The sequence below is a fragment of the Streptococcus oralis genome (assembly GCF_026782125.1).
Taxonomy (GTDB): Bacteria; Bacillota; Bacilli; order Lactobacillales; family Streptococcaceae; genus Streptococcus; species Streptococcus oralis_CE.
On record NZ_JAKUVY010000001.1, the window covers coordinates 286,409 to 301,294 of the forward strand.

Genomic DNA, 14,886 nt, shown 5'->3' on the forward strand with positions numbered 1-14,886 from the left:
AAGGAGATATTATGAAACAACTATCTAGTGCTCAAGTTCGCCAAATGTGGCTTGATTTCTGGGCAAGTAAAGGCCACTCTGTCGAACCATCAGTCAGCTTGGTTCCTGTAAATGACCCAACTCTTTTGTGGATTAACTCTGGGGTAGCAACCCTTAAGAAATACTTTGACGGAACCATTATCCCTGAAAATCCACGTATTACCAATGCGCAAAAAGCTATCCGTACTAACGATATTGAAAACGTAGGGAAGACTGCGCGCCACCATACTATGTTTGAAATGTTGGGGAACTTCTCTATTGGTGATTATTTCCGTGATGAAGCCATCACTTGGGCTTATGAGCTCTTGACAAGCCCAGAATGGTTTGATTTCCCAGCTGAAAAACTTTATATGACCTACTATCCAGACGATAAGGATTCTTATAACCGCTGGATTGAAGTAGGAGTGGATCCAAGCCACTTGATCCCAATCGAAGACAACTTCTGGGAAATCGGTGCGGGACCTTCTGGACCTGATACTGAGATCTTCTTTGACCGTGGAGAAGCATTTGACCCAGAAAATATCGGTATTCGTCTGCTTGCAGAAGATATCGAAAATGACCGTTACATCGAAATCTGGAACATCGTTTTGTCACAATTTAACGCTGATCCTGCTGTTCCTCGTAGCGAGTACAAGGAATTGCCGCACAAGAACATTGATACGGGCGCTGGTTTGGAGCGTTTGGTGGCCGTTATCCAAGGGGCTAAGACTAACTTTGAAACAGACCTCTTCATGCCAATCATTCGTGAAGTTGAGAAATTGTCTGGTAAGGTCTACGACCAAGATGGCGACAACATGAGCTTCAAGGTCATTGCAGACCACATTCGTTCCCTTTCATTTGCCATCGGTGATGGTGCCCTTCCAGGAAACGAAGGTCGTGGTTATGTTCTTCGTCGTTTGCTCCGTCGTGCTTCTATGCACGGTCAAAAATTGGGTATCAACGAGCCTTTCCTTTACAAACTCGTTCCAACTGTTGGAAAAATCATGGAAAGCTACTACCCAGAAGTGCTTGAAAAACGTGACTTTATCGAGAAAATTGTCAAGAGCGAGGAAGAATCCTTTGCTCGTACCCTTCACTCAGGTCAACACTTTGCAGAAACCATCGTAGCTGACTTGAAAGCCAAAGGTCAAAACGTTATCGCGGGGCAAGATGTCTTCAAACTCTACGATACATATGGATTTCCAGTTGAGTTGACAGAAGAAATCGCTGAAGAAGCTGGTATGACTGTAGACCGTGAAGGTTTTGAAGCAGCCATGAAAGAGCAACAAGAACGTGCGCGTGCATCAGCTGTTAAGGGTGGCTCAATGGGTATGCAAAATGAAACCCTTCAAAACATTACAGTGGAAAGTGTCTTCAACTACAATGCCAGCCAATTGCCTTCTAAGTTAGTGGCTATCGTAGCGGACAATGCTGAAGTAGAAGCTGTATCTGAAGGAACTGCCTCTCTTATCTTTGCAGAGACTCCATTCTACGCTGAAATGGGTGGACAGGTAGCTGACCATGGTCAAATCTTGGATGCTAAAGGAAATGTCGTAGCGAATGTGACGGATGTGCAAAAAGCACCAAACGGACAAGCTCTTCATACTGTTGAAGTTCTTGCACCACTTGCTTTGAACCAAGAATACACCTTGGCTATTGACAGCAATCGTCGTCACCGTGTCATGAAAAACCACACTGCGACTCACTTGCTCCATGCGGCTCTTCACAATATCCTTGGTCACCATGCGACACAAGCAGGATCTCTGAACGAAGTCGAATTCCTTCGCTTTGACTTCACTCACTTCCAAGCAGTGACTCCAGAAGAATTGCGTGCCATTGAACAGCAAGTCAATGAAAAAATCTGGGAAGCAATTGCAGTAGAAACTGTTGAGACTGATATTGACACTGCTAAAGAAATGGGAGCTATGGCCCTCTTTGGTGAGAAATACGGTAAGGAAGTTCGTGTTGTAACCATCGGTGACTACTCAGTGGAACTCTGTGGTGGTACCCACGTTGGCAACACTTCTGAGATCGGTCTCTTCAAGATTGTCAAAGAAGAAGGAATCGGATCAGGAACTCGCCGTATCTTGGCAGTAACTGGTAAGGAAGCCTTTGAAGCCTATCGCGAACAAGAAGATGCACTGAAAGCAGTCGCGGCAACTCTTAAAGCACCTCAACTCAAGGAAGTTCCTCACAAGGTCGAAGGGCTTCAAGAGCAACTCCGTCAATTGCAAAAAGAAAATGCAGAATTGAAGGAAAAAGCAGCAGCCGCCGTCGCAGGCGATGTCTTCAAGGAAGTGAAGGAAGTCAACGGACACCGTTACATTGCAAGCCAAGTTTCTGTATCAGACGCAGGTGCCCTTCGTACCTTTGCGGATAACTGGAAACAAAAAGACTACTCTGATGTGCTTGTTCTTGTCGCAGCTATCGGTGACAAGGTGAATGTTCTTGTAGCAAGCAAGACAAAAGATGTGCATGCAGGAAACCTGATCAAAGAATTGGCTCCAATCGTCGATGGACGTGGTGGTGGTAAACCAGACATGGCCATGGCAGGAGGAAGCAACCAAGCGAAAATCCAAGAACTCTTGGATGCAGTAGCAGGTAAATTGTAATCAAGCAAAGATCTATCCACTCGGGTAGGTCTTTTTGTGCATACAAAAAAGCCAAATCCGGTTGGATTTGACTTGTACCTGATAGGTTTATTTTGCTGCCCAGACACTGACTGAACCCGCCGCTACTGGGAATTCTCCATAACCTTCAGCATTGATTGTAACTTGTGCTGGGTGATTTTCAAGGAGGTCAACAAAGGTTTGGTCAGCCCATTCTTGTCCGACAAACATAGCCTTGCTGTTTTCTTGGTCATTTGAGATAAGGACAGCGATTGGGGATTGATGTTCAGCACCTGAACGAACCCATCCGATACAGTTGGCATCGTCAAAGTAGTCTGTTTGCTCTCCATAAGCCAAGTCTTTTCGGATGGCTAGGAGACGGTCAAGAACTTCTCTGAAATCTTGTTGAGCAAATTGCCCTGAAATGCCATAATAATCTCCGTAAAAGACACATGGAAGACCATCTTGGCGTAATAGAATAAGGGCATAGGCTGCTGGCTTGAACCATTCTTCAACAGTAGACTCAAGGGCTTGTCCTCGTTGAGTATCATGGTTGTCGACAAAGGTTACAGCCTTATCGGGTTTTAGTTCAACCAAGCTATCTGTGAAAATGCCACGAAGGTCATAATTTGCTCCAGCATGGCTAGCTTCAAAGAGGTTTTGGTGGAGGCGAACATCGACAAGGTCAAAACGTTCTTCTACTTTCTCGAGATAGTCTAGGTTAGCTTCCTTGTCAGGGTTCCAAAATTCCCCAAAAACATAGAAATCTTGACCGTATTTTTCCTTCATATCACGGATGAAATTGCCCATAAAGAAGGAGTCGATGTGCTTAACGGCATCCAAACGGAAACCAGCTACACCAGTCGTTTCCATGAACCAGTCAGCCCAGTCATAGATGTTTTGGATGACTTCAGGATGCTTAAAGTCCAGGTCAGCGTACATGAGATAGTCGTAGTTGCCGTTTTCGTTATCGACCAATTCCTCATTTGCCCAGCCTTTGTTGTCCCCCTGGATCAGGTAAATGCCAGATTTACGGCGCTTGGCATCGTAGTCTGTACCTGTGAAGTGGTACCAGTGCCAGTGGAAGTCATTGTAGATATCTTGGCGGCCATCGAAAGTAAAGTGAGTCCAGCCATTGATAGTAAAGGGCTCGCTTAGTTGAACGGTACGATCCTCAGGATCCACTTCAATAACCTGAAAGGCTTCCATATGATCGGCAGCAGCCTTGTGATTGAGCACCACATCGGCCATAGGTTGAATTCCCTGTGCTTTTAGGGCTTGAATGGCTTGAAGATAGTCTTCTTTAAACCCATACTTGGTACGGACAGTCCCTTTTTGGTGAAATTCGCCTAGGTCAAAAAGATCGTAAACACCATAGCCTACATCTTTTTCGTTGGTTGCCTTGAAGGCAGGTGGCATCCAGACATGACTGATACCAAGATTTGCTAGGTGTTCTGCGTCATCTGCCAATCTCGTCCAGTGTTGGCCGTCATGAGGCAGATACCATTCAAAGTATTGCATAAGTGTCTGATTTTGCATTGTTTTTCCTCTTGCTTATCAATGTTGTGTTTTATTCTACCATAAAGTTTAGAACTAGGCAAACGTTTGCGCAAGATTCTATACTCATTTCTGAATTTGTCTATTTTTAGCGCGTGAAAACTCTCCTTCCACTACAAGGGAGAGGATATCTTGGCGAAAAAGTAAATGGCATAAACTTATTTGAACAAAAATGACACTCAGTAAACTAAAGTACATATGGTTAAACGGTTTCTTTTTTGAGAATTGTCACAAAATTTGCTATAATAGTAGCTATGAATAGAATTAGGGTCAGCAGACGTGTTGAAAAAAAGCTAGCTAAGGGTCTAGTTCTTTTGGAAGCGAGTGATTTAACAGATATTGAACTGACGGATCAGGCAGTAGAAGTTCTTAGTCAAGACGGAAAGTTTTTAGGGAGCGCCTATCTTTCCCAGCAGAACAAGGGAATCGGTTGGTTCATCAGCAAGGAAAAGGTTGGTTTCAATCAAGCCTTTTTTGAAATTCTGTTTTGTAAGGCCAAGGAAGCTAGAAAGCCTTATTATCAAGATGACTTGACTACTGCCTTTCGCCTTTTTAACCAAGAGGGGGATGGTTTTGGTGGTCTGACTGTTGATCTCTATGGAGATTATGCTGTCTTTTCTTGGTACAACTCCTTTGTTTACCAGATTCGTGAGCTGATAGTAAAGGCTTTTAAGGAAGTTTTTCCTGAGGTCTTGGGGGCTTATGAAAAGATTCGTTTTAAAGGTCTAGACTATGAGTCTGCCTATGTTTATGGTGAGGAAGCGCCAGATGATTTTACTGTTCTTGAGAATGGCATACTCTATCAAGTCTTTATGAATGATGGCTTGATGACAGGGATTTTCCTAGACCAGCATGAGGTTCGTGGGAGTCTGGTTGACGGTCTAGCCATGGGAAAATCCTTGCTCAATATGTTTTCCTATACGGCTGCCTTTTCAGTTGCTGCAGCTATGGGAGGCGCGAGTGAGACGACTTCTGTCGACTTGGCCAAACGGTCTAGAGAGCTGTCAGAGGCTCATTTTCAAGCAAATGGACTCAGCACGGACAATCATCGTTTTATCGTTATGGATGTCTTTGAGTACTTCAAGTACGCCAAGAGAAAAGGCTTGACCTATGATGTGATTGTTCTTGATCCGCCGAGCTTTGCCCGCAATAAAAAACAAACATTCTCTGTAGCTAAGGACTATCACAAGTTGATTTCCCAAAGTCTAGAGATTTTAAATCCGGGAGGGATTATCATTGCCAGTACCAATGCTGCCAATGTTTCCCGCCAGAAATTTACAGAACAAATTGATAAAGGTTTTGCAGGAAGAAGGTATCAGATCTTGAACCAATATGGTCTTCCAGCAGACTTTGCCTATAATAAAAAAGATGAAAGCAGTAATTACCTCAAGGTGATTAGTATGAAGGTTAGTAGATGAAATTAATCGTTTCAGTGATGCCAAGAAGTTTAGAAGAAGCGCAAGAACTGGATGCAACTAGGTATGAAGATGCCGATATCATTGAGTGGCGTGCGGACTTTCTTACAAAGGACGCTATTTTACAGGTAGCACCCGCTATCTTTGAGAAATTTGCAGGACGCGAACTTGTATTTACCCTTCGGACCCGCGCTGAGGGAGGAGAAATCGAACTTTCCTCAGAAGAGTATGTTCAAATCATTAAGGAAGTTACTCAGCTTTATCAGCCGGATTATGTAGATTTTGAGTATTTCAGCTACAAGGACGTTTTTGAGGAAATGTTGGATTTTCCAAATCTTGTTTTGAGTTACCATAATTTCCAGGAGACACCTGAAAACATGATGGAAATTTTGTCTGAGTTGACCAGTCTCTCTCCGAAAGTGGTCAAGGTATCAGTTATGGCCCATACGGAGCAGGATGTTTTAGACCTGATGAATTACACTCGAGGATTTAAGACACTCAATCCTGAGCAAGAGTACGTGACCATTTCCATGGGGAAAATGGGCAAGGTATCACGCATTACTTCAGATGTGACGGGTTCAAGTTGGTCATTTGCTAGTCTGGATGAAGCGAGTGCCCCAGGTCAGATTTCGCTATCAAACATGAAGAGAATCAGGGAGATTTTGGATGAAGCTTGATGGCTATACACGTTTAGCTGCAGTTGTTGCCAATCCCATCAAACACTCTATTTCACCCTTTATCCACAATAGGGCCTTTGAGGCGACAGCTACCAATGGTGTCTATGTAGCTTGGGAGATTGAAGCGGGTGATTTGGCAGAAACAGTCGCCAATATTCGCCGTTACCAGATGTTTGGCATCAACCTGTCTATGCCTTACAAGGAGCAGGTTATTCCTTATCTGGATGAGTTGAGTGATGAAGCTCGTTTGATTGGGGCGGTCAACACAGTTGTTAATCAAGACGGAACGTTAATTGGATATAATACAGATGGCAAGGGATTCTTTAAGAGCTTGCCTTCTTTTACAATCTCGGATAAGAAAATGACCATTCTGGGCGCAGGTGGTGCGGCCAAATCAATCTTGGCACAAGCCATTTTGGACGGGGCCAGTCAGATTTCAGTCTTTGTTCGTTTAGCTTCTATGGAAAAAACAAGACCTTATCTAGACAAGTTGCAGGAGCAAACGGGCTTTAAAGTGGACTTGTATGCTTTAGAAGATCTTTCTCAACTGCAATCAAGGATTGCCGAGTCGGACCTGCTCGTCAACGCGACTAGTGTTGGGATGGATGGCCAGTCGTCGCCAGTTCCAGAAAGTATCAATTTGCCAGAGGCTCTCTTGGTCGCAGATATCATTTACCAACCCTTTGAAACGCCATTTTTGAAATGGGCTAGGAGGCAGGGCAATCCAGCTGTCAATGGTCTAGGAATGTTGCTCTATCAGGCTGCTGAAGCTTTTCAACTGTGGACAGGTAAAGAAATGCCGACAGAAGAAATTTGGCAGTCCTTAACAGAAAAATATAAATAGTGAAAAGGAGACCCTCCTATGAAAATCAGAATCGATATTCCGCATCATCCTTATGATATTCAGATTGAAAAAGGTTGTCTGGCTCAGGCTGGTCAATGGTTGCGAGAACTCTGGCAACCTCAAAAAGTGGTCATTGTAACCGATAACCATGTAGCTTCTCTCTATGCAGAGAAGATTAAACTCAGCCTAGAAGATGCTGGTTTTCAGGTAGCTGTTTTTGACTTTTTAGAAGGCGAAGAACGAAAAAATTTAACAACTGTTCAGAAAGTCTATGAATTTCTAGTCAAGCAGGGGTTGACTCGTAGCGATGGGATCGTGGCTCTTGGTGGTGGTGTCGTTGGGGACCTAGCTGGTTTTGTAGCCTCTACCTATATGCGGGGCATTCACTTTGTTCAGATTCCGACTAGTTTGACAGCCCAGGTTGATTCGTCTATTGGTGGAAAGACGGGTGTCAATACTCCTTTTGCTAAAAATATGGTGGGAACTTTTGCCCAACCAGATGGGGTTCTGATTGACCCGCTTGTCCTAGAAACGCTTGGAAAAAGAGAGCTGATTGAGGGGATGGGCGAGGTTATCAAGTACGGCTTGATTGAGGATCCAGAACTGTGGGCTCTCTTGATGGAGCTAGATGGTTCTGTAGAGAGCATTTTGGAACATGCAGAGACTTTGATTGAACATTCTTGTCAGGTTAAGCGCAAGATGGTGGTCGAAGATGAGTTGGATAACGGTGTTCGTCTTTACCTCAATTTTGGGCACACTATTGGTCATGCTATTGAAGCGACTGCCGGTTATGGCAAGGTCATGCATGGAGAGGCTGTGGCCATGGGCATGGTTCAGATTTCCAAGGTTGCTGAGGGAAAAGGCCTCATGCCAGAAGGAATAACCCAGTCCATTACAGAGATGTGCCAGAAATTTGGCTTGCCTGTTGATTATGAAAACTGGGATGTTGACAAACTTTATCAAGCTTTGACTCATGATAAAAAAGCGCGTGGAAACACCTTGAAATTGGTCTTAGTTCCAGAGCTTGGTTCAGCGACCATTCACCCAGTTTCTCTGGAAGAGATGAAAGACTACTTGGTAAAATAAGGAGAACGTATGAGATATTTAACTGCAGGAGAATCACACGGCCCCCGTTTGACGGCTATTATTGAAGGAATTCCAGCTGGACTTCCTTTGACAGCAGAGGATATTAATGGAGACCTTAAACGCCGTCAGGGTGGCTACGGTCGTGGTGGCCGTATGAAGATTGAGAGTGACCAGGTTGTCTTTACTTCGGGCGTTCGTCACGGGAAGACGACAGGGGCACCTATTACCATGGATGTCATCAATAAGGACCACCAAAAATGGCTGGATATCATGTCTGCTGAGGACATTGAAGACCGCCTTAAAAGCAAGAGAAAAATTACCCATCCTCGCCCAGGTCATGCCGATTTAGTTGGGGGCATTAAGTACCGTTTTGATGATTTGCGAAATTCCTTGGAGAGGTCATCTGCCCGTGAAACCACCATGCGAGTGGCTGTTGGGGCAGTAGCCAAACGACTTTTGGCTGAGCTAAATATGGAGATTGCCAACCATGTCGTGGTCTTTGGTGGCAAGGAAATCGATGTACCTGAAAATCTGACAGTGGCTGAGATTAAGGAACGAGCTGCCCAGTCTGAAGTTTCTATTGTCAACCAAGAGCGGGAACAGGAAATCAAGGACTATATTGACCAAATCAAACGTGACGGTGATACCATCGGTGGGGTTGTAGAGACAGTCGTCGGAGGCGTTCCAGTTGGCCTTGGCTCCTATGTCCAATGGGACAGAAAATTGGATGCGCGATTGGCCCAAGCAGTTGTTTCTATCAATGCCTTTAAAGGGGTGGAATTTGGTCTTGGATTTGAAGCTGGTTACCGCAAAGGCAGCCAAGTTATGGATGAAATTCTCTGGTCTAAAGAAGACGGCTATACTCGGCGTACCAATAATCTAGGTGGTTTTGAAGGTGGTATGACTAATGGGCAACCCATCGTTGTTCGTGGCGTTATGAAACCCATTCCTACTCTTTATAAACCTCTTATGAGTGTGGATATCGAGACTCACGAACCCTATAAGGCAACTGTTGAGAGAAGTGATCCAACCGCTCTTCCAGCAGCAGGTGTTGTCATGGAGGCTGTTGTAGCAACAGTTCTAGCGCAGGAAATTCTTGAAAAATTTTCATCCGATAACCTAGAGGAATTAAAAGAAGCGGTAGCCAAACACCGAGACTATACAAAGAACTATTAAGGAGTCCTTATGGCAAAAACCATCTATATCGCAGGTCTCGGTTTGATTGGAGCCTCTATGGCCCTAGGTATCAAGCGTGATCATCCTGATTATGAAATTCTAGGTTATAATCGCAGTCAGGCTTCGAGAGATATTGCCTTGAAAGAAGGTATGATTGACCGTGTGACGGATGATTTTGCCAGTTTTGCTCCTCTGGCAGATGTCATCATCTTGACCTTGCCAATCAAACAGACCATTGCTTTTATTAAGGAGCTGGCAGATTTAGACTTGAAAGAAGGTGTCATTATCTCGGATGCGGGCTCGACCAAGTCAGCCATTGTGGATGCAGCAGAGAAGTATTTGACTGGCAAGTCTGTTCGCTTTGTCGGGGCCCATCCCATGGCTGGTAGCCACAAGACAGGAGCTGCCTCTGCCGATGTTAATCTTTTTGAAAATGCCTACTATATCTTCACACCTTCGAGCCTGACAAGTCAGGACACGCTTGAGGAAATGAAGGACCTACTTTCTGGTCTCCATGCTCGTTTCATTGAAATTGATGCCAAGGAGCACGATCGAGTAACTTCACAGATTAGCCATTTTCCCCATATCTTGGCATCAGGTCTCATGGAGCAAACAGCTGTCTATGCTCAAGAACATGAGATGACAAGGCGCTTTGCGGCGGGTGGTTTTCGAGATATGACCCGGATTGCAGAGAGTGAACCAGGTATGTGGACTTCTATTCTCTTGTCCAATCGCGAGACCATCCTAGAGCGGATTGAGGATTTCAAGGAACGCTTAGATGAGATTGGTCAGGCTATTAGTATGGGGGAAGAAGAGCAGATTTGGAACTTTTTCAACCAAGCGCGTGAGCAACGTCAGGCTATGGAAATCCATAAACGTGGTGGTGTGGACAGTTCTTATGACCTCTATGTCGATGTTCCCGATGAAGAAGATGTCATCTTGCGAATTTTGGAATTACTTCGTGGGACTTCCTTGGTCAACATTCACATCAACGAAGAAAACCGTGAAGATGTTCACGGGATTCTACAAATTTCCTTTAAAAATGCTCAGGATCTAGAACGAGCTGAACGCTTAATTACAGAAAATACAGACTATACAGTCGTCATCAAATAAGGAGAAAATCATGTCAAATATTTACGATAGTGCAAACGAACTTAGCCGCGGGTTACGTGAATTACCAGAATACAAGGCGGTTAAGGCAGCAAAAGATGCCATCCAAGCTGATGAACAAGCTAGCAAGATTTTTGCAGACTATATTGCCTTCCAGCAAGAAATCCAAGTCATGGTGCAAACGGGACAAATGCCAGACGCCTCTTTCCAAGAAAAGATGCAGTCTTTCAGCAAACAAATCCAAGAGAACGCTCTTTTGTCAGATTTCTTTGCCAAACAGCAACAATTGTCCATTTATCTTTCGGACATTGAAAAAATTGTCTTTGAACCTGTTTCGGAATTATTGAAATAGTATTTTATCTGTATAAAAGCCAGAAATTTCAGGAATTTCTGGCTTTTTTGTGATAAAATAAGGAAAGTATTGCAAGTATGAGGTCAACTATGAAACTAAAAACAAACATTCGCCACTTACATGGCAGTATCCGGGTACCAGGTGACAAGTCTATCAGCCATCGTTCGATTATTTTTGGAAGTTTGGCTGAGGGCGAGACTAAGGTTTATGATATTCTGCGTGGAGAAGATGTGCTCTCAACCATGCAGGTTTTTCGTGATCTTGGTGTTGAAATTGAGGATAAAGATGGGGTTATTACCATTCAAGGTGTGGGGATGGATGGCTTTAAAGCTCCTCAACATGCTTTGGATATGGGGAATTCTGGAACCTCGATTCGTCTGATTTCAGGTGTACTTGCTGGGGCAGATTTTGAAGTAGAGATGTTTGGAGACGACAGTCTATCCAAACGTCCTATGGACCGTGTGACCCTTCCCTTGAAAAAAATGGGAGTCAGCATTTCTGGACAAACAGAGCGAGCCTTGCCTCCTCTGCACTTGAAAGGTACTAAAAACCTAAAACCAATTCACTATGAGTTGCCAATCGCCTCTGCCCAAGTCAAGTCAGCCTTGATGTTTGCGGCTTTGCAGGCTCAGGGGGAGTCAGTTATTGTTGAGAAAGAATGTACTCGTAACCACACCGAAGATATGCTACAGCAATTTGGTGGCCATTTAAGTGTGGACGGAAAGAAAATCACAGTTCAAGGACCGCAAAAACTGACTGGACAAAATGTTATCATTCCAGGAGATATTTCCAGTGCAGCCTTTTGGTTGGTCGCAGGTTTAATTGTTCCAGATTCTCGTGTTGTGCTGAAAAATGTTGGTATTAACGAAACGCGTACTGGTATCATTGATGTCATTCGCGCCATGGGTGGAAAACTAGAAATAACTGAAATCGATCCAGTTGCAAAATATGCAACCCTAACTGTCGAGTCCTCTGACTTGAAAGGAACAGAAATTGGTGGAGCCTTGATTCCACGCTTGATTGATGAGTTGCCGATTATTGCCCTGCTTGCTACCCAAGCAGAAGGAGTGACGGTTATTAAGGATGCTGAGGAACTCAAGGTCAAGGAAACTGACCGCATTCAGGTGGTGGCTGACGCCTTAAATAGCATGGGTGCGGATATCACTCCCACAGCAGATGGAATGGTTATCAAAGGGAAATCCTCCCTTCATGGTGCGAGAGTCAATACCTTTGGTGACCACCGTATCGGGATGATGACAGCCATTGCTGCCCTCTTGGTTTCAGATGGAGAAGTCGAGCTTGACCGTGCTGAAGCCATCAATACCAGTTATCCTAGCTTCTTTGGTGATTTGGAGAGCTTGATTCATGGCTAAGGTATTACTCGGATTTATGGGGGCTGGCAAATCCACAATCGCAAGAGGATTGGACCCAGATTACCTTGATATGGATGCCTTGATTGAGAAGCGCTTGGGTATGTCCATTGCAAATTTTTTCGCTGAAAAGGGAGAAGAAGCCTTTCGTCAGATAGAGTCTGAAGTTTTAGCGGACTTACTAAAAACGGACCGAGTTGTGTCAACTGGTGGAGGAGTAGTCGTTTCTCAGAGAAATCGTGACTTGCTCAAACAAAATCCTGATAACATTTATCTGAAAGCAAATTTTGAAACCCTTTACCAACGTATTTCAGCTGATAAGGACAATCAACGGCCACTTTTTCTCAACAACAGTAAGGAAGAGTTGCGAGAGATTTTTCAAGAAAGACAGGCTTGGTATGAGGAAGTAGCCAGTCGTCTTCTAGATGTGACCAAGCTAAGCCCAGAGGAAATTATAGAGGAGCTGAGATGAAAATTGCCTATCTAGGTCCCAAGGGATCTTTTTCGCATCATGTTGTGCAGACTGCTTTTCCTAATGAGGAATTACAAGCCTTTGCCAATATCACAGATGTTATCAAGGCTTATGAACAGGGCTTAGTGGACTATTCTGTTGTACCAGTTGAAAACTCCATTGAAGGTAGTGTCCATGAAAGCTTGGATTATCTTTTTCATCAGGCTCGTATCCAAGCAGTTGCAGAAATCGTCCAGCCCATTCACCAGCAGTTGATGGTGGTTCCAGGTCAGTCAAAAATTGAGAAAATTTTTTCTCATCCTCAGGCTCTGGCTCAAGGAAAGAAATTCATCGACAAACACTATCCAGAGGCTCAAATCGAGGTAACCGCCAGTACCGCCTATGCAGCTCGCTTTATTTCGGAACATCCAGATCAGCCATACGCAGCCATTGCACCTAGAAGTTCAGCTGAAGAATATTGCTTGGAATTGATTGCCGAGGATATTCAGGAGATGGAAGCCAATTTCACACGTTTTTGGGTGTTAGGGGCAGAGATACCGATGATTCCTTTGAACTCACAAGCTGAAAAAATGAGTTTGGCCTTGACCTTACCAGACAATCTACCTGGTGCTCTTTACAAGGCACTTTCGACCTTTGCTTGGAGAGGGATTGACTTAACAAAGATTGAAAGTCGCCCCCTTAAAACAGCCTTGGGAGAATACTTTTTCATTATCGATGTAGACTATAGTGACAAAGAACTGGTTCATTTTGCCAGACAGGAACTAGCAGCCATTGGAATCCAGCACAAGATTCTGGGAACCTACCCGATTTTTACCATAACTGATTTAGAAAAGGAGAGTCAATGAGCAAAGAAAATCCTTTAAGTCATCACGAGCAGTTACGATATGACTATCTCTTCAAAAATATTCATTACCTCAACGACCGTGAACGGAGGGAATTTGATTATCTGCAACAGAAAATGGCAGGTCCCAAGCCTGAAGTTCACCATTTCTACCAAGAAGAAAAAGAAGAATCTTGGGGTAGAGATATTGATCTTCCGACTTATGGCAGTAGAAGCCGGTCTAAGAAACGTGAAAAGGTAGCCCCTCAACCTAAAGTCAAAAAGAAAAAGAGAAGAATTCGCTTCAAACGAATACTGACTTGGTTCCTGCTGTTGATTACTTGTGTGCTTGCAGGGATGATTTTCATGTTTCTTAGAGGGTTCCAGTCAGCAGCCAATCCAACCAATAAACCAGCTGACGCCAAGGCAGCTCAAGTAGAGGTCTTTAACGGTCAGGATACCAAAGACGGTGTGAATATCCTTGTCATGGGGACAGATGGGCGTATAGGTCAAAATAGTGCAGAAACCCGTACAGACACGATCATGGTACTGAATGTCAGTGGATCGGATAAGAAAATTAAGCTAGTCAGCTTTATGCGTGACAACTTGGTTTATATCGACGGGTATAGTAAGATTGTAAATGGCCAGAAACAAACGGATAACAAACTCAATGTTGCTTATGAACTTGGGGAACAAGAAGGGCAAAAAGGGGCAGAAATGGTCCGCAAGGTTCTAAAAGACAACTTTGACTTGGATATTAAGTACTATGCCCTAGTCGACTTCAAGGCTTTTGCAACAGCCATTGATACCCTCTTCCCTGACGGAGTAACGATTGATGCTCAATTCTCAACATTGAATGGCCAACCTTTAACAGAAGTCACAGTTGGAGATGACCTTCATGCAACAGAGACAGAGTCGCCAACTCAAACCATCAAAGTTGGAAAACAGCAGATGAATGGCTCCACCTTGCTAAACTACGCTCGCTTCCGTGATGATGATGAAGGGGACTACGGTCGTACCAAACGTCAGCAACAAGTCATGTTAGCTGTTCTTGAGCAAATCAAAGATCCAACTAAACTCTTTACAGGATCTGAGGCACTTGGAAAAGTCTTTGCGATGACTTCGACCAATTTACCATATAGCTTTTTGTTGACAAATGGATTATCTGTCATAGAAGGTGCTCAGAATGGTATCGAAAGATTAACTGTTCCCGAACTTGGTGACTGGGTAGATGACTACGATGTTTATGGAGGGCAGGCTCTCCTTGTCGACCAAAATAAATACAAGACAAAACTCGCCCAAATGGGAATGAGATAGAAAACTCTTATAAAAAAATCAAAGTTTGAATCACTAGTAAAAAAGTGGTTTAGGCTTTGATTT

Annotated in this window: 13 protein-coding genes; 12 read left to right on the top strand and 1 reads right to left on the bottom strand. The window is 44.0% G+C overall.

Annotation, left to right across the window (positions count from 1 at the left end; genetic code table 11):
* Positions 1–11: 11 nt before the first annotated feature.
* Positions 12–2,630 carry an alanine--tRNA ligase gene (gene alaS, locus MK385_RS01360; protein ID WP_268725069.1) on the top strand — a complete coding sequence of 873 codons (2,619 nt, stop codon included), beginning with the start codon at positions 12–14 and terminating at the stop codon, positions 2,628–2,630.
* Positions 2,631–2,717: 87 nt separating this feature from the next.
* Here alaS and MK385_RS01365 read toward each other — a convergent pair whose 3' ends face one another.
* On the bottom strand, positions 2,718–4,166 hold the full coding sequence (locus MK385_RS01365) for an alpha-amylase (protein ID WP_268725070.1): 1,449 nt from the start codon (positions 4,164–4,166) through the stop codon (positions 2,718–2,720).
* Between the two features lie 272 nt (positions 4,167–4,438).
* On the opposite strand from MK385_RS01365, the gene MK385_RS01370 reads away from it, so the two are divergent.
* The 11 genes from MK385_RS01370 to MK385_RS01420 all read left to right on the top strand — a co-directional run bounded on the left by MK385_RS01370 (position 4,439) and on the right by MK385_RS01420 (position 14,823).
* Positions 4,439–5,602 carry a class I SAM-dependent rRNA methyltransferase gene (locus MK385_RS01370; protein ID WP_268725071.1) on the top strand — a complete coding sequence of 388 codons (1,164 nt, stop codon included), beginning with the start codon at positions 4,439–4,441 and terminating at the stop codon, positions 5,600–5,602.
* A complete protein-coding gene (gene aroD, locus MK385_RS01375; protein ID WP_070657510.1) occupies positions 5,599–6,276 on the top strand; it encodes a type I 3-dehydroquinate dehydratase in 678 nt (225 codons plus the stop codon). Before MK385_RS01370 ends, aroD begins: the two co-directional genes overlap by 4 nt.
* Positions 6,266–7,120, top strand: a complete 855-nt coding sequence (locus MK385_RS01380; protein ID WP_268725072.1) for a shikimate dehydrogenase — start codon at positions 6,266–6,268, stop codon at positions 7,118–7,120. The genes aroD and MK385_RS01380 overlap by 11 nt, the downstream gene beginning before the upstream one ends.
* An 18-nt stretch (positions 7,121–7,138) precedes the next feature.
* Positions 7,139–8,206: a 3-dehydroquinate synthase gene (aroB, locus tag MK385_RS01385; protein WP_049478777.1), complete on the top strand. Its 1,068-nt coding sequence runs from the start codon at positions 7,139–7,141 to the stop codon at positions 8,204–8,206.
* A gap of 9 nt (positions 8,207–8,215) precedes the next feature.
* Entirely contained in the window at positions 8,216–9,382 is a 1,167-nt protein-coding gene (aroC, locus tag MK385_RS01390) for a chorismate synthase (RefSeq protein ID WP_268725073.1), read from the top strand.
* A gap of 9 nt (positions 9,383–9,391) precedes the next feature.
* Positions 9,392–10,495, top strand: a complete 1,104-nt coding sequence (locus tag MK385_RS01395) for a prephenate dehydrogenase (protein WP_268725074.1) — start codon at positions 9,392–9,394, stop codon at positions 10,493–10,495.
* 10 nt (positions 10,496–10,505) lie between these two features.
* Positions 10,506–10,844, top strand: coding sequence for a YlbF/YmcA family competence regulator (locus tag MK385_RS01400; RefSeq protein ID WP_268725075.1), 339 nt, complete (start codon positions 10,506–10,508; stop codon positions 10,842–10,844).
* An 89-nt stretch (positions 10,845–10,933) separates the two neighbouring features.
* On the top strand, positions 10,934–12,217 hold the full coding sequence (aroA, locus tag MK385_RS01405) for a 3-phosphoshikimate 1-carboxyvinyltransferase (RefSeq protein WP_268725076.1): 1,284 nt from the start codon (positions 10,934–10,936) through the stop codon (positions 12,215–12,217).
* The gene (locus MK385_RS01410) at positions 12,210–12,686 is read left to right on the top strand and encodes a shikimate kinase (protein ID WP_268725077.1); all 477 of its coding nucleotides are present in this window, start codon (positions 12,210–12,212) and stop codon (positions 12,684–12,686) included. The genes aroA and MK385_RS01410 overlap by 8 nt, the downstream gene beginning before the upstream one ends.
* Positions 12,683–13,531 (top strand): prephenate dehydratase, encoded by an 849-nt coding sequence (gene pheA / locus MK385_RS01415; protein ID WP_268725078.1) that lies wholly within the window; start codon positions 12,683–12,685, stop codon positions 13,529–13,531. Before MK385_RS01410 ends, pheA begins: the two co-directional genes overlap by 4 nt.
* The gene (locus MK385_RS01420; protein ID WP_268725079.1) at positions 13,528–14,823 is read left to right on the top strand and encodes an LCP family protein; all 1,296 of its coding nucleotides are present in this window, start codon (positions 13,528–13,530) and stop codon (positions 14,821–14,823) included. Before pheA ends, MK385_RS01420 begins: the two co-directional genes overlap by 4 nt.
* The last annotated feature ends 63 nt before the right edge of the window (positions 14,824–14,886 follow it).

Coding starts and splice junctions, on each gene's coding strand:
- alaS (WP_268725069.1), top strand. CDS start 12: ATGAAACAACTATCTAGTGCTCAAGTTCGCCAAATGTGGCTTGATTTC.
- MK385_RS01365 (WP_268725070.1), bottom strand. CDS start 4,166: ATGCAAAATCAGACACTTATGCAATACTTTGAATGGTATCTGCCTCAT.
- MK385_RS01370 (WP_268725071.1), top strand. CDS start 4,439: ATGAATAGAATTAGGGTCAGCAGACGTGTTGAAAAAAAGCTAGCTAAG.
- aroD (WP_070657510.1), top strand. CDS start 5,599: ATGAAATTAATCGTTTCAGTGATGCCAAGAAGTTTAGAAGAAGCGCAA.
- MK385_RS01380 (WP_268725072.1), top strand. CDS start 6,266: ATGAAGCTTGATGGCTATACACGTTTAGCTGCAGTTGTTGCCAATCCC.
- aroB (WP_049478777.1), top strand. CDS start 7,139: ATGAAAATCAGAATCGATATTCCGCATCATCCTTATGATATTCAGATT.
- aroC (WP_268725073.1), top strand. CDS start 8,216: ATGAGATATTTAACTGCAGGAGAATCACACGGCCCCCGTTTGACGGCT.
- MK385_RS01395 (WP_268725074.1), top strand. CDS start 9,392: ATGGCAAAAACCATCTATATCGCAGGTCTCGGTTTGATTGGAGCCTCT.
- MK385_RS01400 (WP_268725075.1), top strand. CDS start 10,506: ATGTCAAATATTTACGATAGTGCAAACGAACTTAGCCGCGGGTTACGT.
- aroA (WP_268725076.1), top strand. CDS start 10,934: ATGAAACTAAAAACAAACATTCGCCACTTACATGGCAGTATCCGGGTA.
- MK385_RS01410 (WP_268725077.1), top strand. CDS start 12,210: ATGGCTAAGGTATTACTCGGATTTATGGGGGCTGGCAAATCCACAATC.
- pheA (WP_268725078.1), top strand. CDS start 12,683: ATGAAAATTGCCTATCTAGGTCCCAAGGGATCTTTTTCGCATCATGTT.
- MK385_RS01420 (WP_268725079.1), top strand. CDS start 13,528: ATGAGCAAAGAAAATCCTTTAAGTCATCACGAGCAGTTACGATATGAC.